The 20,140-nt window shown below is 40.7% G+C and carries 15 protein-coding genes; 12 read left to right on the forward strand and 3 right to left on the reverse strand.

The genetic code is table 11. The features are described from left to right. Positions 1-514 precede the first annotated feature (514 nt). From E0H80_RS00095 to E0H80_RS00150, 12 genes are all read left to right on the forward strand, one after another. Complete coding sequence (locus E0H80_RS00095) at positions 515-1,384, forward strand: MetQ/NlpA family ABC transporter substrate-binding protein (protein WP_131362111.1); 870 nt, start codon at positions 515-517, stop codon at positions 1,382-1,384. Between the two features lie 73 nt (positions 1,385-1,457). After that, the gene (locus E0H80_RS00100) at positions 1,458-2,483 is read left to right on the forward strand and encodes a methionine ABC transporter ATP-binding protein (protein WP_131362113.1); all 1,026 of its coding nucleotides are present in this window, start codon (positions 1,458-1,460) and stop codon (positions 2,481-2,483) included. Further along, the gene (locus tag E0H80_RS00105; RefSeq protein ID WP_067865486.1) at positions 2,480-3,175 is read left to right on the forward strand and encodes a methionine ABC transporter permease; all 696 of its coding nucleotides are present in this window, start codon (positions 2,480-2,482) and stop codon (positions 3,173-3,175) included. Before E0H80_RS00100 ends, E0H80_RS00105 begins: the two co-directional genes overlap by 4 nt. A gap of 218 nt (positions 3,176-3,393) precedes the next feature. Beyond that, positions 3,394-6,957 (forward strand): DNA polymerase III subunit alpha, encoded by a 3,564-nt coding sequence (gene dnaE / locus E0H80_RS00110; RefSeq protein WP_131362115.1) that lies wholly within the window; start codon positions 3,394-3,396, stop codon positions 6,955-6,957. Between the two features lie 33 nt (positions 6,958-6,990). Beyond that, positions 6,991-7,848 carry an RNA methyltransferase gene (locus tag E0H80_RS00115; RefSeq protein WP_131362117.1) on the forward strand — a complete coding sequence of 286 codons (858 nt, stop codon included), beginning with the start codon at positions 6,991-6,993 and terminating at the stop codon, positions 7,846-7,848. After that, positions 7,841-8,647 (forward strand): serine O-acetyltransferase, encoded by an 807-nt coding sequence (gene cysE, locus E0H80_RS00120; protein WP_067865476.1) that lies wholly within the window; start codon positions 7,841-7,843, stop codon positions 8,645-8,647. Before E0H80_RS00115 ends, cysE begins: the two co-directional genes overlap by 8 nt. A gap of 231 nt (positions 8,648-8,878) precedes the next feature. After that, positions 8,879-9,793: an ABUW_2363 family tetratricopeptide repeat lipoprotein gene (locus E0H80_RS00125; RefSeq protein WP_131362119.1), complete on the forward strand. Its 915-nt coding sequence runs from the start codon at positions 8,879-8,881 to the stop codon at positions 9,791-9,793. Between the two features lie 122 nt (positions 9,794-9,915). Next, positions 9,916-11,928, forward strand: coding sequence for an esterase/lipase family protein (locus E0H80_RS00130; RefSeq protein WP_416224564.1), 2,013 nt, complete (start codon positions 9,916-9,918; stop codon positions 11,926-11,928). A gap of 429 nt (positions 11,929-12,357) precedes the next feature. Further along, entirely contained in the window at positions 12,358-15,009 is a 2,652-nt protein-coding gene (gene mutS, locus E0H80_RS00135) for a DNA mismatch repair protein MutS (protein WP_131362123.1), read from the forward strand. Between the two features lie 204 nt (positions 15,010-15,213). Next, positions 15,214-15,537 (forward strand): ferredoxin FdxA, encoded by a 324-nt coding sequence (gene fdxA / locus E0H80_RS00140; RefSeq protein WP_004651686.1) that lies wholly within the window; start codon positions 15,214-15,216, stop codon positions 15,535-15,537. 145 nt (positions 15,538-15,682) lie between these two features. After that, the gene (locus E0H80_RS00145; protein WP_131362125.1) at positions 15,683-16,405 is read left to right on the forward strand and encodes a D-Ala-D-Ala carboxypeptidase family metallohydrolase; all 723 of its coding nucleotides are present in this window, start codon (positions 15,683-15,685) and stop codon (positions 16,403-16,405) included. A gap of 135 nt (positions 16,406-16,540) precedes the next feature. Then, positions 16,541-17,206: an O-methyltransferase gene (locus tag E0H80_RS00150; RefSeq protein WP_131362127.1), complete on the forward strand. Its 666-nt coding sequence runs from the start codon at positions 16,541-16,543 to the stop codon at positions 17,204-17,206. Between the two features lie 143 nt (positions 17,207-17,349). Here the strand turns inward: E0H80_RS00150 and E0H80_RS00155 are convergent, their stop codons facing one another. The 3 genes from E0H80_RS00155 to E0H80_RS00165 form a co-directional block, all read right to left on the reverse strand. Then, positions 17,350-18,192 (reverse strand): universal stress protein, encoded by an 843-nt coding sequence (locus E0H80_RS00155; RefSeq protein WP_131362129.1) that lies wholly within the window; start codon positions 18,190-18,192, stop codon positions 17,350-17,352. Positions 18,193-18,326: 134 nt separating this feature from the next. Beyond that, positions 18,327-18,944: an acyltransferase gene (locus tag E0H80_RS00160; RefSeq protein ID WP_131362131.1), complete on the reverse strand. Its 618-nt coding sequence runs from the start codon at positions 18,942-18,944 to the stop codon at positions 18,327-18,329. Continuing rightward, positions 18,937-19,536: an IMPACT family protein gene (locus E0H80_RS00165; RefSeq protein WP_131362133.1), complete on the reverse strand. Its 600-nt coding sequence runs from the start codon at positions 19,534-19,536 to the stop codon at positions 18,937-18,939. Before E0H80_RS00165 ends, E0H80_RS00160 begins: the two co-directional genes overlap by 8 nt. Between the last annotated feature and the right edge of the window lie 604 nt (positions 19,537-20,140).

Below are 20,140 nucleotides of genomic sequence, written 5' to 3' on the forward strand. Positions count from 1 at the left end.
AACTAGAGCATTAAGATAAAACAGGGAAGTTTAAAATTTTCACTTATCCAGTTTTCATCTTTATATTTTCAAAAAACTTATATAGAAGCTAAACACATCAAATAAACCGTTTTATTAATTTCAATAAACTTAATCTATTGTTTTATGAGTTATTTTATTAAAATCACTGTTTTTTTATGAAAAACAAAGCTAATTGTTTGATTTATAATCACTATTATGCATATAGATTTATTGCTATGATGAGATAAATTTTGATTGAGTAGAAACGAAATCTCATTAATGAATACAATGATTTAAAGAATTTATCATCGTTTTAAATCACTATTCGGCAGATTGCTGATTGCATAGCCTAATTTGTAAATTATATAGTGCTGCACATCTATCAGAGAAACGTTTGGACATGATGACTATAATCACGCCTTCGTTCTATACTGATTTCGATTTCGACTTAAATCTCTCTAATAAATTATGCGTAAATTTAAAGCCAAAATTAAATTTACTTGGGATGAATTACATGAAAAAGCTCCTTGGACTTGTTTTAGGCCTAACCGTTGGCTTGGCAGGCTGCTCTAAACCAGAAACGCCTGCAACTGACGCAGCAAAAAGTGATACAGCAAAAGAACAGACTGTTGTAATGGCATCGACTGGTTCAGATGCAGATATCTGGCGTTTTATTGCAACATTACCGGAAACCAAGCAAGCCGGTATTAAACTTGAAGTGAAAAACTTCACTGACTATGTTGCCATGAATACTGCGGTAGCCAACAAAGAAGTCGATATCAATGCATTCCAGTCATATGCTTATTTGGTGGCATTCAATGCATCGAATAAAGACAAGATTGCACCGGTATCTACCACTTACCTTGAGCCAATGGGTATTTACTCGAGCAAAGTAAAAAAAGTTGAAGAATTTGCCAATGGTGCAACCATTGCTATTCCAAACGATGCAGCCAATGAAGCACGTGCCCTGCTCCTGCTTCAATCTGCAGGTCTGTTAAAACTTAAAGCTGACTTTAATCCTGCAACAGGCACACCAAACGACATTACTGAAAATGCTAAAAAAATCGTAATCAAACCGATTCAAATGGCAACAGCTGTTCGCGTAAAAGATGAAGTAGATGCGATTGTTTTAGGCAATACCCTAGCGCTTGAAGGTGGCTTGAACGTACTGAAAGACTCGATCTACTATGAGCCAGTAGACCAAAGCACCAAGTTAAATGTAAACATTTTAGCGACTGCTGAATCTCGTAAAGATGATCCTCTACTACAAAAAGTAGGCGCGTTGTATCATACCGAAGCTGTGAACAAATACGTGCAAGAACACTTTGGCGGTACTAAGGTGGATGTAAATAAACCAATTAGTTATTTAACTGAAACAAAATAGTAATATAATCATCCAAACCAAACAGGCAAAGTCATTTTGCCTGTTTTTTATTTTCTGCTTAGTTTCTGACGATATGATTGAATTTAAAAACATTTCAAAGCACTATCAGCTCAAAGGTCAAACCATACGTGCCCTGGACCAAATTAATTTGGAAATTCCAGCAGGCAGTATTTTTGGCATTATTGGTTATAGTGGCGCAGGTAAAAGCACCTTAATTCGTTTGATTAATTTATTAGAACGACCGAATGAAGGTCAGGTAATGATTAATCAAAAAGACTTTACCGCTTTGGATGCACGCTCATTACGTCAAGAACGTGCAAATATCGGTATGATCTTTCAGCACTTCAATTTGTTGCAAACCAAAACTGTCGCAGCAAATATTGAAATGCCACTGAAACTTTTGGGTATCAGCAAAGTTGAGCGTGAAAAGCGCTTAAACGAATTACTTGAGTTTATTGATCTTAAGCATAAAAAAGATGCTTTCCCCGATGAACTTTCGGGTGGTCAAAAACAACGGGTCGGTATTGCCCGCGCGCTCGCTAATCATCCTAAAATTTTACTCTGTGATGAAGCGACTTCTGCGCTGGATCCACAAACCACCAAATCTGTTTTGGCTTTGCTTAAGAAGATTAATCAAGAACAGAACATCACCATTGTCATGGTGACCCATGAAATGGATGTGATTGAGACGGTTTGTGATTATGTCGCGGTAATGGAACAAGGCAAAGTGATTGAAACCGGTACTACTCTGGAAATATTTAGTCAGCCGCAGCATCCCACCACGAAAAACTTTATTCAAACGGTGCTTCAACAACAGTTACCGGTCAATATCTTAAAGAATCTCGAAAACCAGAATCATAACAGCATTTATTGCCTGCAGTTTTTAGGCAAATCCGCTCAAGAGACTGTGGTACAGGCAGTCATTAAGAAATTTGATATCAGTTTAAATATCTTGTTTGCCAATATGACCGAAATTAATGGCACCGTGATTGGACAAATGTTTATTCAATTGTTAGGTGATCCGGAAATTATTCAGCAAGCAATTGAATTTTTAGAACAAAATGGCGTAAAAGTTGAGCATTCAGGAGATCAGGTATGAGAGATTTAATCGTACAATGGCTCACTGAACTGACTGCGTCGTTTTGGCAAAGCTCGCTGTCGATTGACCAATTTGTCACGGCATTACAAGAAACCTTTCACATGGTGTTCTTTGCCATGCTGTTTGGCGGAATCTGGGGCTTTATTCAGGGGATTATCTTATTAGTTACTCGTCCTGAGGGCATTCTTCCCAACCGTGCGGTTTATCATATTCTCAACCCGATTGTGAATGCCCTGCGTTCACTTCCATTTATTATCTTGCTGATTGCGGTTATTCCCTTAACTAAGTTTTTAGTCGGTACGTCAATTGGTACCTGGGCAGCGATTGTTCCACTGACCATCTATATTGGCCCGTATATGGGACGTCTAATTGAAACTTCATTGCTAGAAGTCAATGAAGGGATTGTGGAGTCTGCTCAAGCGATGGGTGCCACCCCATTACAGATTATTTTCAAGTTCATTTTGCCTGAATCACGCAGTTCACTGATTCTTAATTTAACCACTGCGACCATCAGTTTAATTGGTGCAACCGCAATGGCCGGTGCAGTCGGTGCCGGCGGTATTGGTGATTTGGCAATTTCGTATGGCTACCAACGTTTTGATACCAGCGTGGTGATCTTAACCGTGATTGTGCTGTTGCTGTTGGTGCAAATTGTTCAGACCTTGGGTGAATGGCTGGCCAAGTTAAGATAAATATTGCTCAGATCAAATCTTTAAAACCCTCATCTTGAGGGTTTTAATTTGGCAAAAATATTCTGATTAAAAATGATGCGATTTCCGACTTTATCAATAAAAACATTGGCTATAGCCAATAATATGATCAAAAATCTACATCGAATTTGGTAAATATTAAGCCATTCCCATATTCAGAGCATGCTAAAATAGCCGTCAGTTTTTGCAGGGACTCATTTATGCACTTTGTTCATCTTGGTATACATACAGAATTTTCAATTACGGAATCGATCGTACGTATCCCTGATCTTATGAAAGCTGCAGTGAATGATGCAATGCCAGCTTTGGCATTAACAGACCTGTCCAACTTGCATGCCGCAGTTAAATTTTATAAAAAATGTCTGGATAACGGCATCAAACCGATTTTGGGCGGTGTCATTCGCCTGAATGATGCAGACCATAAAGCAACCCTGCTTTCCATGACCAATAAAGGTTGGCGCAGCCTGACCGAAATTATTTCGCGTGGCTTTATTGAAGGTCAACAGCTTGATATTCCTTGCGTAAAAAAAGAATGGGTGCTTGAACAAAACGAAGACATCATCGTGCTATTAGGCATGCATAGTGATGTCGGCAAGATGCTTAACTCATCGAATCCGCAAAAAGCTGAAGCGCTATTAGAAGAATGGATTGAAAAATTTGGTAATCGGGTTTATTTAGCCCTCACCCGTACCGACCGACCCGATGAAGAAAGTTTCATAGCAGGTGCGGTTAAGCTGGCTCAAAAATACAATATTGGTGTTGTGGCACATAATGATGTGCACTTTATTGCAGCAAGCGACTTTGAGGCACATGAAGCCCGTGTTTGTATTGCCGATGGTTATGTGCTTGGTGATAACCGTCGCCCACGTTCTTACACGCCTGAACAATATTTTAAAACTGCCGAGGAAATGACTGAACTGTTTTCAGACATTCCTACAGCGATTGAAAACACTTATCACATTGCCAAACGCTGTAATGTCAGCTTGCGTTTAGGCTTCAATGATCTTCCCGACTTTCCAGTTCCCGAAGGTCATACCATTGATACCTTCTTTGAGCATATTTCTAAACAAGGCTTGGAAGAACGCTTAAAATTCCTTTATCCAGTTGAAAAACGTGATGAAGACTGGCCTGAAATTCGCAAGGTTTATGATGAACGTCTAGCCTACGAAATTGGGACGATCCTGAACATGGGATTTCCCGGCTACTTCCTGATCGTAATGGACTTCATTCAGTGGTCGAAAAACAATGGCGTACCCGTCGGTCCGGGACGTGGTTCAGGTGCCGGTTCGCTGGTGGCCTACAGCCTAAAAATTACCGATCTCGATCCGCTACGTTATGACCTGCTGTTCGAACGGTTCTTGAACCCTGAACGTGTCTCGATGCCCGACTTTGACATCGACTTCTGTATTGCAGGTCGTGACCGGGTGATTGGTTATGTGGCCCGTCATTATGGTCGTGATGCTGTATCACAGATTGCCACTTTCGGAACCATGGCGGCAAAAGGTGCCATCCGTGATGTTGCGCGTGTACTGGGCAAATCCTACGGTCTTGCAGATCGTATCTCGAAGTTGATCCCGACCAAGCCCTTAGGTGTAGACCTTCGTGCTGCCATCGACATGGAACCGCAGCTTAAAGATATTGTCACCAATCCATCCAACCCAGACAATGATGATGCGGCTGAAATCTGGGAAATGGCACTCAAACTCGAAGGCATTACCCGTAATACAGGTAAACATGCCGGTGGTGTGGTGATTGCACCCGGTAAAATTACCGATTATTCAGCTGTAATGTGCGATGCGGATGGTACCAACCGCGTCGCACAATTCGATAAAGACGATGTTGAATCAGCCGGTCTGGTCAAGTTCGACTTCTTGGGTCTGCGTAACCTGACCGTAATTGAAGATGCAATTCAAAATATTAATAAACGCGTTGGGCCGGGAAAAACCGTTGATATTGCGCACATTCCGCTAGACGATGCCAAAGCCTATTCGATTTTTGCGGATGCCAATACCACTGCGGTATTCCAGTTTGAATCCGTCGGCATGAAAAAAATGCTGAAAGAGGCGCGTCCAAGCAAGTTCGAAGAAATTATCGCTTTCGTATCGTTGTACCGTCCAGGTCCTATGGATCTTATTCCTGACTTTATCCACCGTATGCATGGTGGCGAGTTTGAATATCTGCATCCATTATTGGAAGGCGTACTTGAGCCGACTTACGGGATCATGGTGTATCAGGAACAGGTAATGCAGGCAGCACAGTACTGTGCCGGCTACACCCTCGGTGGCGCGGACATGCTGCGTCGCGCCATGGGTAAAAAGAAACCTGAAGAAATGGTCAAACAGCGTCAAATTTTTATTGAAGGTGCTGCAAAAAAAGACATTGATGAAGCGACAGCCAACCATATTTTTGACTATATGGAAAAGTTTGCTGGTTACGGTTTTAACAAATCGCATGCGGCAGCTTACGCCTTAATTGCCTACCAAACAGCATGGTTAAAAGCCTATTATCCGTCTGAATTTATGGCAGCGGTACTCACCTCGGAAATGCAGAATACCGACAGTATTGTATTTTTGATTGATGACTGCCGGATTAATGGCTTAGAAGTATTTCCGCCATCGATTAACATGTCTTTTTACAAGTTTCATGCCAGCGATGAAAAAACTATTGTTTATGGTTTGGGTGCAATTAAAGGTGTGGGTGAAGCAGCCATGCAATCGGTGCTTGACTCACGTTTACAGGATGGTCCTTATAAAGATTTATTCGATTTTTGCCACCGTATTGATTTGAAAAAAATCAATAAACGAACTTTGGAAGCGCTCATCCGTTCCGGTGCTTTAGACTGTTTGGGTATTGATCGTGCCAGCATTATGGCGCAATTGCCAGAAGCGGTTCAAGCGGCTGACCAAGCACGCTCCAATCGCGAAACCGGAATTATGGATTTGTTTGGTGAAGTTGAAGAAGTTCAACGTAAACCATCCAAACCGGTAAAACCATGGTCAGATGAAGTTCGTTTAAAAGGTGAAAAAGACACGCTTGGCCTATATCTTACCGGACATCCAATCGATGTTTATCGTCCAGAGTTAAAATCATTTATTCCTGTACGAATTAATGAATTAACCCCGACACGTCGCGGTATCACCACGGTATTTGCCGGCTTGGTGGTGGATGTTGCCAACTTCCCCAACAGGATGATGGTGACTCTGGATGATGGTACGGCACGTATTGAAGTCTCTGCTAATCATGAACGTTTCCAGCGTTTTAAAGATGTCATTCAGGCCGACCGTGTGGTGGTAATTGAAGGCGAAATCTATGAACGTGAAGGTTATGACCGTCCAATGGGACGTTTAACTAAGGCATTCAGTCTGAATGAAATTCGTCAGAAACGTGCCAATAGCATCCAGATTAAATTGAATAACGAACATCTGAGCAAAACATTGAGTCAGGATTTACAAAAGATTCTGCTTCCGTTTTGTAATGTCGATATGTGCAATCATATTCCAATGCAATTACAAATTGATTATCCCTATGCTTCTGCGGAAGTTCACTTGGGATTGAATTGGAAAGTTGCACCGCAGGATGAACTGCTGGTGAGATTGCGCGATTATTTTGGTAAAGATGTCATTCACATTGAATATCAAGTGAAATCTAAAGCTGCCAAGGCCGCGCATCATAGTAAACCCGCCTATATTGCACCGCCACCTGCCAATGTCAGCATGGATGATGCGATGGATATGTATCAGGCTGAAGCCAACCAATATTCTTAGTTTTTAAATATTTAAATTCAAATCGGACACATTATGAGTCAAGTTGACAATGCTGTTGTTTCAGCACATCTCTCCCATGTGCGTATTGTCATGGTCAATACTACCTTACCTGCGAATATCGGTAGTGCCTTACGTGCAATGAAAACCATGGGTTTATCCAAGCTGGTACTGGTTGAACCTAAAACCTATCCGCATCCAGATATCAATGCTTTGGCGGCGGGCGCTGTCGATTTGATCGAGCAGATTGAAATTGTGCCTACTTTAGAAGACGCAATTAAAGACTGTCATCTGGTTTTTGGCACCAGTGCACGTAGCCGTACCATTCCGTGGCCTTTACTGAATGCCCGTCCTGCCGCGGAAAAATCGCTGAATGCCGTGGTCAAAGATCAACAGGAAATTGCAATTGTATTTGGTCGTGAAGACCGTGGTTTGACCAATGAAGAATTGGCGATGGCCAATTATCACGTCACCATTCCGGTCAATAACGATTATGGCGTACTTAATGTTGCCCAAGCCATTCAGGTGATTTGCTATGAAATGCGTATGGCAGCAATCGCATTGACTGAGCAGAAAGAAAATCCCGAAGCTATGATGCATGTGACTGATGAAATTGACATGCAATGGGATGAACCTCTGGTCACGCATGAACAAATGGAACAGTTCTATCCACATATTGAAAAAATGTTAGCAGAAATTGAGTTTATGGATCCAAAAAATCCACGTTTATTGCCTTTACGCTTGCGTCGTCTCTTTGGACGTATACAATTAGACCGTATGGAATATCATTTACTTCGTGGCATATTTACTCGTGTACAAGCGATGAATAGCGGTAAATGGAAAAAATCTACGGATAAAACAACAGATTCTTCAGAGGATCAACCTAATGCTTAAACAGCTTAAAGAAGACATACAGGCTGTATTCGCGCGCGATCCTGCAGCTCGAAACACCTTAGAAGTTCTCACCACCTATCCCGGCATACATGCGCTGATTATGCACCGTATTGCCCATGAACTTTGGCAAAAAGAGTGTAAAGGCTCTGCCCGCCTGTTGTCTTCTTTTAGCCGTTTTGCCACAGGTATTGAAATTCACCCGGGGGCAAAAATTGGTCGTCGTTTCTTTATCGATCATGGCATGGGTGTAGTGATTGGTGAAACTGCCGAAATTGGGGATGATGTCACGCTTTATCACGGCGTAACACTCGGCGGAACCACCTGGAACAAAGGCAAACGTCATCCCACCTTGGAAGATGGCGTGGTAGTAGGTGCTGGGGCAAAAATTCTTGGACCCTTTACCGTGGGTAAAAACTCCAAAGTCGGCTCCAATGCGGTTGTGACCAAAGAAGTTCCACCAGATACTACAGCTGTGGGTAATCCGGCGCGCTTTATCACCAAAGACAAGCCCAAAGATGCGGAAGAAGCACGTCGCCGTGATTATGCGCAAAGTATCGGTTTCCAGCCGTATGCGGCGACACAGGATCAGTCAGATCCAATTTTAGACGGTATGCGGGTTTTGCTGGATCGAATTCAGCATAATGAGAAACGCATGAATAGTTTATGTCAGCGTTTATCTTTACTTGATCCTTCATTTAAAAAGCAACAAGACGAACAGCCCTTTAGTGTGGAAGAGCTTAAAATTATTGAAGATGTGCGCCGTGAATGTGAAGCGCAAAGTAGTCAATCCAAAGCCTGAAGTGCTTATCTCAAAGATTAACAAGCGCTAACTTGCATGTTCGTGATAGTTTTTTTAGACTGACCAACATGCAAGATGGGTTTGTTGACACTTCATCTATGTTTGCGACGGTGCATACTTTTAGCTCATATAACATGGAGCAGGATATTTAGTCATTCTAAACGACTGTTTCATAATGATATAGCAGCAAACTCTGATCAATTTTAAAACTAAATGAATGGATGACCCAATATGACCCTTAAGCCGTTGGCATGCACATTAATTGCTGTATCTTTATTATCCGCGTGTAGTACGACACCTAAAAAAGATGAAAAGCCGATTAGTCCGATTATTTTCACAGAACCTGATGTGACTCCACCATTCTATGCGCTAAATCCGTTTAACTACGATGCTCCACCTCCCTTTGAAATCGCATTAAAACAAGCTGCAGCGCAGCCTGTCACTAAAATGGAAGTCAATCTGCAAAGCGATCCTTCCAAGAAAGTGACTTTAGATGTAAACAAACTGATCGTTCCAACCGTGAACAGCAATCAACGTAATTTGAAATTTGCGGTACTGGCGGGCGAAAATGAAATGGATGTCACTGAAATTGATGACTTCTTGCAACTGGTTGAAGGTAAAGCACGTCATTACCCGCCTCGTTTTACTGACCGTCAAGAACGTAAAGGTTTTGAAGCGAAGTTAAAAGAATTGACTCAGCAGCTTGATATCTTGGCAGCTAGAGATAATGCATCTTTTGATGTACTGATTCGTGCATTTAAAGCCAGCGTCATGGCCCGTAACCTGGACTTGGGTTCGGTCTATACCACTAAATCTTTAACTTATGCACAGCGTATTTTAAAAATTAACAAAGAAGATGCCGAAGCAAACTTCTGGTTTGGTTTTGGTTTATCTGAAGGTGGTGGTCAGCGTGAAGCGATTCCTTATTTAGATAAAGCGATGCAAGCGGGTGTTCAAGAAGCCTATCTATCTGCGGCAAATAACTACATTGCCATGGAACAAAAGAAAAATGCGCTTCAAATTTTGAAAAATTACAAGATAAAATATCCGCAAGAAGCTGAAGTGGCTGACCGTTTAATTGCTGAAATTGAAAAGCAAGGTCGCTGGAATGTATGGCAAATCCTTACTCCACCTAAAGCGTCTTAATTTTTAATTATTGATTTAAATAGGCCGTCCAGTACGGTCTATTTTTATTTGGGTGAATTGATAATTAGAAAAATTGTCGTATGATGAATAAAAATTCAAACAAATCCTTATTGCAGACTATTATGATGCCAAAACAGATATACAAAGTTTTATTTGCAACGCTATTCAGTAGTTATCTGCTGACAGGATGTCAAATTGTAAGTGTTAAAAATCAAGCCATCAATGTCACCATCGCCAATGAACGTGAAAGCATACTCACCCGCAACAAATTGAGTGAAGCCAGCCTAAATGTACTTTCAATGACGGGCCGTGAAGCGAAAATCTGCTCGGATGAACCCGAACAATGCGTCAAAGAACTACAACAAATCCCCCAAGTTCAAGACGAACAATTATTGTCTACAGCCAGTGAAGTTTATTTAGCCAAAGCCTTAACATTTGAAAATTCAAGTGATTGTAAAGTCGGAATATTGAGTAGCAGCAAATCACAAGAAAAACAGCAGCTCCATCAAGTCAATTATGATAAATGTTTAGACCAGCAGCTCTACATGCTGGATAAAAGTATTCGATACAGTTATGCCTACATGTTTAAAACGAAACGTGGCCCTCAAGACCGCATTTTTGATAACAGACAGGTTCAAATTCGTGACTTCTATAACTTGGCCCTGGCTAAATTGGTGTCTGCTTACGGCCTACGTTACAAACCCACGGAAGTCGAAAAACGGATTAAAGTCGGCAACAGCATCTACAACATTAACTTTGATCATTATCCGCAACTTAAAGAACAGAAAATTGAGCAACTGCTTTCAAGTTATAACCTGAATTTTTCAGGATTACGTTCGATTAACCGCCGTGATGGTTTTGGTTCAGAATTTGTCGTGGTTTTACCACAAGTTAAGGATGATATCGGCGAGGGTAAAAATAAATACATTATCGACCCGATGAGTTTTAGCTACAAAAATGGCATCAATCCAAATATTCATCAAGCGCGCTATTTGGCAGCCACTCTTACCGCTCAGCCAAAAGTTGCGACAACCATTGAGGATATTTTAAATAACTCAGAGTTTGAATTAAAAGCTTTTGACCCATACAAGTATGAAAAAGTTGATCTGGCAGGAAAAACCTATCCGCTTGCTGCTAACTTTTCGACTCCCTATGGTTTATGGCTGGCACAAAACAATCTGGGTAAAGCCGCCTATTTGACCCTGATTAATCGTGATGATCATCTCACCATGCCGCATTTATATATGCTCGAACCTTATAACCCGAATAAAAAAGTCATTGTTTTGGTGCATGGTCTAGCGAGTAGTCCTGAAGCATGGATTCGACTGACCAATGACATGATGGGTGACACGGTACTGCGTGAGAATTTTCAAGTCTGGCAAGTGTTTTATTCAACCAATATGCCAATTATTGAAAGCCGCTTTCAAATCTATGCCCTGCTTAGCCAAGCTTTTGCACAAATTGATTCCAAAGCACCTGCCAAAAAAGATGCCGTGCTGATTGGACATAGCATGGGCGGTATTATTGCCCGCCTGTTGGTGAGTGATGCAGATGTGACCAAAAAAGCTTTGGGCATGATGAGCAATCGCCAATTGAATAAATATCAAAAATTACCGATTGTCTCACAACGCCTCGTCATTAAAGATATTCCTAATTTCAGTCGTGCGATATTTCTGGCCACCCCGCATAAAGGAACTGATTATGCCGATCGCTGGTTTACCAAGGCAGCACGTAAAGTTATTCGTCTACCGGGTGCATTCCTGTCTGCCCTCAGTGACAGTGTACAAACCCAGGATCTTGACCTTAAAGAACTCTTAACCCAGATTGATCATGGTCTTATTCAAAATGGTCCAAGTGACTTAAGCCATCAGTCAAAATTTATGGAACTGACCAAAGACATTAACCCACGTAAAGGTCTCATCTTCCATTCTATTATGGGCAACATCACCGACAGTGATGATCTGAATATCATTAGCGATGATGTCGTTACCTACCAAAGTGCTCACTTAGATGGAGCTGTTTCTGAAAAGATCATTAAAGGTGGACATTCTATTCAAGAAACACCTGAAGCCATTTTAGAATTACGTCGCATATTGCGCCTCCATCTCATCCAATTAGGTCTACATAAACCTTAAGGGCTAAGGTTGATCAATCTCAGTCGATAATCTAGATAAAGCATTGTCGACTGATTTTCTATTAAATTTAATGTGAAGATATTTTCTTAGGCTATTTCCACGCACCATTAAAATAGTTCAGATCTAGCTTATTGATCTTTACTACAGCTATCTTCTCGTCTTACCCTCTTCATAGAAAAATAAAAAACCGTTCCTCATTTTTACCTATTTATTGCAAAGCATTTTTCTCTACTCTTGCAAATTTGCTAAGATAAGCCACTCGCATGAAGTGAAGTTTTTTGATCGACATGATGTGCCAGAAAATCAAAAAATATAAGCAGAATGTGTTACTGGTAAATTAACTTATCTTCATGCAAAAAATTGAAATTGGTGAGGCAGCCAAGTTTTTAGTGATCTAGATTTATTCAAATATTTAAGGATTTTACCTCAATGAGTTACCCGGAAATCATGGCTGATTTTTCCAATTTAACGCCAATGATGCAACAGTACATGAACGTCAAAATGCAGCATCCACATTCACTCATGTTTTACCGTATGGGTGATTTTTATGAACTGTTTTTTGATGATGCGCATAAAGCGGCAAAATTACTGGGTATTACCTTAACCCATCGTGGCAAAGCCAATGGCGAACCCATTCCTATGGCGGGTGTACCCTACCATGCAGCTGAAGGTTATTTGGCACGTTTGGTCAAGAAGGGCGAAACCGTGGTCATTTGCGAACAGCTGGGTGAAGGCGAAAGCGCAGGCACTCGCGGTAAGGCACCTATGGAACGCGGTGTGGTCCGAATTATTACGCCTGGCACACTGACCGATGATGCGCTGCTTAACAGTCATCAATCTTCAAATTTAGTCGCGCTTTGCATACACCAGAATCAAATTGGTATTGCGCTGTTAGACTTAAGTGCCGGTATTTTCAAGGTTCAACAGCAAGAATTTCAACACGAGCAACTGGCGATTGAGCTTTCTCGCTTAATGCCAAGCGAAATTCTGGTAGATGAAGATATTGTTGATCCCAATATTATTGAACAAATTAAAAAGCAACTCGAGTGCCCTGTCACCAAGCGTCCAAATGTCGATTTCAATGTCAATAATGCGCAAAAAACCTTATGTGACCAGTTAGCCGTTTCGACACTGTCAGGTTTCGGTATTGATCATTTGCCACTGGCAAAAGCCTCTGCAGCCGCACTGATTCACTATGCCAAAGAAACCCAAAAAACAGCTTTACCGCATATCCGTTCCATTCAACTGGAACAAAGCAGTGACTTTATTGCCTTAGATCCAGTCACGCGTCGCAATTTAGAATTAGTTGAACCCTTGTTTGATCATGGAACATCGCTGTTTCAACTGATCAATGACTGTCAAACAGCGATGGGTGGGCGTTTACTCAGCCGTACCTTAATGCAGCCGCTGCGTGATACCAAATTACTCGATGCCCGGCTTGATGCCACCGCAGCGATGCTGAATGGCTATCACGAATCACCGATTCGCTTGGTATTGAAAGACATCAGTGATATTGAACGCGTGCTGAGTCGAATTGCTTTAGGCAGCGCGCGTCCACGTGATTTAGTCCAACTGCGCCAAGCCTGTGCGCAAATACCTTTATTACGCCATGCCATTCAGCCCATTACTCAAGCCCAGCAATCCACCTTAATTCAACAGTTAGATAATGAATTAGGTGATTTTAAAGGGCTATACCAACGCCTGATGTCTGCCATTGCTGAACATCCTCCGGTATTACTTCGTGATGGTAATGTCATTGCAGAAGGTTTTGACAGTGAACTGGATAAACTGCGTAAAATTCGTGATCATGCCGGCCAGTTCCTGATTGATCTGGAAATCCAAGAACGTAAAAATACCGGGGTTTCCACCCTGAAAATTGGTTATAACCGTGTCAGTGGCTACTACATTGAACTGACACGCGCGCAAGCTGAGCAGGCACCGGATCATTATATTCGTCGCCAGACCTTAAAAAATGCAGAGCGTTATATCACGCCAGAACTCAAGTCTTTTGAAGATAAAGTACTGTCCAGTGAATCGCGGGCACTGGCACGTGAAAAAATGCTGTTTGAAATGCTGCTGGATGAATTACGTCAAGATATCGGCAATTTACAAATGATGAGCAGTGCTATTGCACAGATTGACATGCTGGCCAATTTTGCCCATCAGGCGCGTTTACGCAACTGGTCGCGTCCAGAATTTAGCCCTGAAATTGGGGTAAAAATTATAGCTGGTCGCCATCCTGTAGTTGAAGCCTTAAGTAAAACAGCTTTTACTCCCAACGATACCACTCTAGATTTTAACCACCGCATGGCCATTGTGACAGGACCAAATATGGGCGGTAAATCGACCTTCATGCGTCAAACTGCCCTGATCAGTTTATTGGCCTATTGTGGATGCTATGTCCCTGCCAAATCCGCAGTACTGGGTCCAATTGATCGGGTCTTTACCCGTATTGGTTCAGCGGATGACTTATCCACCGGCAAATCGACCTTTATGGTGGAGATGACGGAAACTTCACAAATTCTGCATCATGCCACCAACCAGTCTTTGGTACTGATGGATGAAGTCGGACGTGGTACCAGCACCTATGATGGCTTATCATTGGCTTGGGCTTGTGTAATTGACTTAAGCAAACGGATTAAATGTCTGTGCTTATTTGCGACCCATTATTTTGAACTCACGGAACTTGGCAAAGAATCCGGCATCGATAACTACCATGTCACCGCCAAAGAATTAAATGGCAATTTAATTTTGTTGCACAAGGTTCAGCATGGGCCAGCCAGTCAAAGTCATGGTCTGCAAGTGGCAAAATTAGCAGGTATTCCTGCCAGCGTGATTAAAGAGGCCCAAAATCGTTTAAAAATTTTAGAGAAACAGCAACACCATCAACTGAATAAAGCGGTGCAAAATGATTTATTCAGTGTGGCAGATGAGTCATCCATTGAAGTGATTGAACGTATTATTGAAGTGGAAAAAGATATACTCGCGCTGAATCTGTTAAGAGCTTTAGATGTGGACAGTCTTTCACCACGAGAAGCACTCCAACAAATTTATGCTTTAAAAGATGCGTTAGAAGCTTAATTTGAAATCATCATGAATAAGAAAAAGACTCCTAAATAGGAGTCTTTTTCATTTAAAAGCCCTATTTAGGCAAATATTCAATTTTTATTAAATTAACAGCCCTATATATAACAAATATCAATAAAAGCAATTGTTAGTTACATGCATTTTTGCCTAGAATACAGCAAGAGTAATTAGAACCATATTTTTTAGGTAGCTGTCGCCATGACCTTTGTTGTCACTGAAAATTGTATTAAATGTAAATACCAAGACTGCGTAGAAGTTTGTCCAGTAGATTGTTTCTACGAAGGTCCAAATTTCCTCGTCATCAATCCTGATGAATGTATTGACTGCGCACTCTGCGAACCTGAATGTCCTGCGAATGCTATTTTCTCGGAAGATGAGTTACCGGAAGGTCAAGAAGTCTTTATTGAACTTAATACTGAACTTTCACAAAAATGGCCCAACATCACCCAAATTGGTGATCAACCTGCTGATCGTGAAGAATGGAATGGTAAAGCTGACAAGTTGCAATACTTGGAAAAGTAATCCTGTTCTCAGACCTCGAAAAAAGATCAGTCATTGCTGATCTTTTTTTATACCTAAAATACACATTTGATTGCAATATTTTCAAATTTCATCCATCAATTTAGACTAAAATAGTACAGGTATTTATAAATATTTGATTTCTATAATGAAGCATTTTCTAAAGGGATTAATCGGGTTCGGTTTAATCCCACTTGTCATGATTGGATGTACTACATCTCCTCAGAATCAAGGACGTACCACCACGACTCCCGATGGAAAAAGAATCTTCATTCCCCAAGAACGCATCATCATTGAACGCCGTGTTCCGCCTAAAACAGTTCCATATGCTTATAATGCTTGGGCGGCTACAGGCGATAATTTACGACGCGTGCGCGAATATGAAGTGTTTCTTGAACGTAATGGCGTAGGCAATATCATTCCCAGTTTTGAACTCATGCGTACAGCACGTGATTGGCAAAAATGTGCCCGTTCACAATACATGATTCCAAACCGTGAGTTGTGGGACAACCAAATTCCGACTTTGCGTGTATTTAAATATCTGGTTGCAGCCAAAGTTCTCACAGACTTTGAAGTCACTTCAGTTTACCGTGATTTACCACTGAATCAGTGTGCCGGCGGGGCAAATTCCTCTCGTCATTTATTTAACTCTGCCATCGATTTCCGTATTGGACCCGCTTATCCTCAAGCTGAGGATTATGCCTACATCGAAAATTCAAAATTCAAATTATGCCAATTCTGGGCGCAGTATGGTCAAAGCCTGAATATGGGACTAGGACTGTATGCTTCAGGTCAAATCCATATTGATACCCAAGGTTATCGCACTTGGGGACCTGATTTATCCCGTAATAGCTCAATGTGCAATTACTAATACAACCAATTTAGTTTCAAAAGAGATCTTCATGATCTCTTTTTTATTGCCTTATCATGAATAAATTTAAACGATAAATTGCACTCTGAATGGAAAGGTTTAAAATGCTTGCATCGCAAAAAAGGTGACGAAACTATGCAACAAATGTGGACAGAGATTGATGCTTACATCGATTCACATTTAATTCCAGCAGACCCTATTCTTCTACAAGCTTTAAAAAACACAGAAGAAAAAGGTTTTCCAGATCACCTTGCCGTAGCGCCCAATCAAGGCATGCTGCTGCAAATGCTCATTCAGATGAACAAGTGCAAACGTGTACTTGAACTGGGTACTTTTGCAGCCTACAGCACCATGTGGCTGGCGCGCGCACTGCCTGAAGATGGTTATATCTTAACCATTGAAGGCCGAGATACGCACGCTGCATTGGCGCAGGAAAATATCGACAATGCCAAACTTCCACAAACGATTGACCTGAAAGTGGGACGTGCCGCTGAAGTATTAAAAGCACTGCCTGCTGACTTCGAAGCTTTCGATTTCATCTTTATTGATGCCGATAAACAGAGTTATCCTGAATATTTAGAATTAAGCCTAGACTTGTCTCATTCAGGAACCCTTATCGTGCTTGATAATGTCATTCGTGCGGGTGATATCATCAATACTGAAAATCACAAACCCAGTATTGAAGGTATCCGAGAGATGTTTGTCGCTTTACAAAACCATCCCCGAATCTTGTCTTGTACCGCCTTACAAACCGTAGGCAGCAAGGGCCATGATGGCTTTGCATTGGCTATAGTGAAATAATTTGACACAAAGATCAAAAAACAATCGCAGTGTTTTTTTATTTATTTATTAGCAATTTACACAGACTGTCCATATAGTTATCCACAAGTTATGCGGATAACTATGACTAATTTTTAATCGCACTTTATAAGCAGCACTTTTGCTTATTTTACCACCAGCAACGGTACAGTTGAATTTCGGAAAATAGTCGTTGCCACACTGCCCAAAAAGAACTGGTGAATTTTACTGTGACTAAATGCACCGAGTACTATCAGTTGTATCTCATGTTCACTCTGATATTCAAGTATATTTTCAGAAACATCACCATAACGATATTCCATGACCACATCAAGACCTGCATTACGTAAGTATTGTGCCGGTTCATTTAATATTTCTGGATGATCGCCGACATAGAGCACATGACATTGTAATAATCTTAACAAATCACTTTGTGCAATTCGTTTCATCAAATTGACGCAGGTGGGTGAATATTCATAGGCAAAAATAAATCGCGTCGGTGGCTTAAAGCTCTCCCCCACGGTCATTACGGTACAATTCACTCCGCGAATAAAGTTTTCAACATTACTGCCAATGGGTTTATTCCGCTCTGCAGAGCGCTCTCCAACTCGACCAATAATCGCAATGTCGTCATTTTTAAGCACATTAAAACTTTGTTCTAAAAAATCGCCTTTTTCTTGTAGATGTGAGGCAGTTAAACCATATTTTTGCTGAATCATTTCGGTAATATGATCGAGTAAATTATTACTATAATTCAGTGCCAATTCACTTTGTTTTTGTTCAAGTTCAGCCAGTTCTTTAAGTAACATTGCATTACTTTCAAAGCCAATTACCCCACTTATTTCCCCCAAATGATAACTGGCGGGATAATAATCTAAAACCTGTAATAACACCAATTCACGTTGGGTCTCCTTCGCAACCCAGGCAGCAGCTTCAGCCACTGCATTTACGCATGGAGAAGAATCAATACAAGCGATTACACGTTTCATTTTTCGCCTCGCTTTTCGCCATCAAAGGCTTTAAGTCTATTTGTTGTTTTTAACTTAGCATAACTCTTATAGACTGTGCATGCTTTTATGTAATTAAACTTACTCGTTAATTCATATTAATTTTATTGAATTTTTTAATCTCTATAACGAATAAACGTTGCAGGATTACCAGCCACGATAGTCGCTCTTTCCACATTTTTTGTGACCATGCTATTCATTCCAACCACCGCATGCGATCCAATAGTTATGCCATCCTTTACACCAACATGAGCGCCCAGCCAAACATCCTGACCAATTTCTATACCCTCTGAACGTACTGGTTGCTGGTAAATTGGCTGCTCTAACTCCATGCCATGGTCAAAGGCATACAAATGACAATATGCAGCGATGCGGACTTGATCATGTAGCTTGATCCCTTTTCTTCCACCATCAAGAATGCAGTGATGGTTAATCGCAACTTCATTGCCTATTTCTAATGGCCCATGCAAAGTACAGTCTGCCGCAATAAATGTATTATCCCCAATCACAATTTTTCGACCCGGCTCGGCAAAAATATGCGCCTGCGGTGAAATAAAACAGTTTTTCCCAATCTCAACCGTTTCCATTTGCATTAAATAGGCTTGATATTCTTTTTGCCATGTTTCAGCCCAAGCCCGGTTTTTCGGTTTTAATGACCAATATAACCACGGCATATAGTTCAAACGGTGCTTATGCTGTTCACGATATTTTAACAGTAGATCTTGTTCAGTCATTGTTTGGTTCTTCTACAATTTTGAGGTGTTCACGACCGCGCGTCACATCCTGAATCTTTAATGCCAGAGTTTCAATTTGATGGATTTGTAGTAAAGCTTCGACTTGTACACCAGTCGCGGTATAGTCTGCTTTAAATTCAACTTGCTGTTGATCAAGTTCGTATTGAAAGATCGACCATTCATTAAACTGGCAGGCAAAACTGACTTTTTTCTTTTCAATCAGCTCAATTTTTTCAGCCAGCAATAAACACTGTCCTGCACAGCCACCATAAGCGCGAACCAAGCCACCGGTTCCGAGTTTGATACCACCATACCAGCGATTAACCAGAACCAGAATATTGGTTAATTCATTACCTTCAATAGTGGCTAGAATAGGTCTTCCTGCTGTTCCAGATGGCTCCCCATCATCATTAAACCGAACATTGTGTCCAATTTTCCATGCCCAGCATTGATGTGTGGTACTGAGATCCTTATGCGTCTCCAAAAAATCCTTGACCGCCTGTTCATTTTCGACAGGCACAGCTATGGCTTGAAAGCGACTTTTTTTGATATATTCTTCGAAAGTAACGGGCGAGGCAATGGTAAATGGCATAAATCTGACATTAAAAAAATCAATATAAAATTATAACGTGTTTTAAAACCTCTGTAGCCAACTTAGATGAGCATTTGAGTTGTAACACCATCCTCTAGTAAGAATAGATACAGTATGCTCCAGTATTAGGAGCATAAAGTGCTTAGAAAAATACACAAGTTAAAGTATTAATCTAATCACTTTATGATTGAGTGAGGTGAATATATTTCCTTGTGCAACTAAGCTGCAAGAATGCTTCATTCATCAAAAATAAAGTCTGAAACTATAATAGTGGAAGCATAACACGGGGCTTAGCAAACAGAATTATTGAGCCAGTCATTTATTAACTTACTTTCTATATTGAATAAATAATTTTAATCCTGTTATTTACCAGTAAAGATTAATTATTTATATATAAATTAAAATTAATATATAAATAATTAATCTATTAAAACTCTAGTTACTTTGATTAATATAAATTAAACATACCTATAAAATAAACTGATGTTTTTAATCTCTTAATGTTTTCTTTAGTTAAAATAATTTAATATTTGTTGATTTATGTAATAAATTGCATCTAATTTTACACCTCCATAAACTACCATTTTGTGTGACATATAACACA

The sequence above is a fragment of the Acinetobacter sp. ANC 4779 genome, assembly GCF_004331055.1.
Taxonomy (GTDB): domain Bacteria; phylum Pseudomonadota; class Gammaproteobacteria; order Pseudomonadales; family Moraxellaceae; genus Acinetobacter.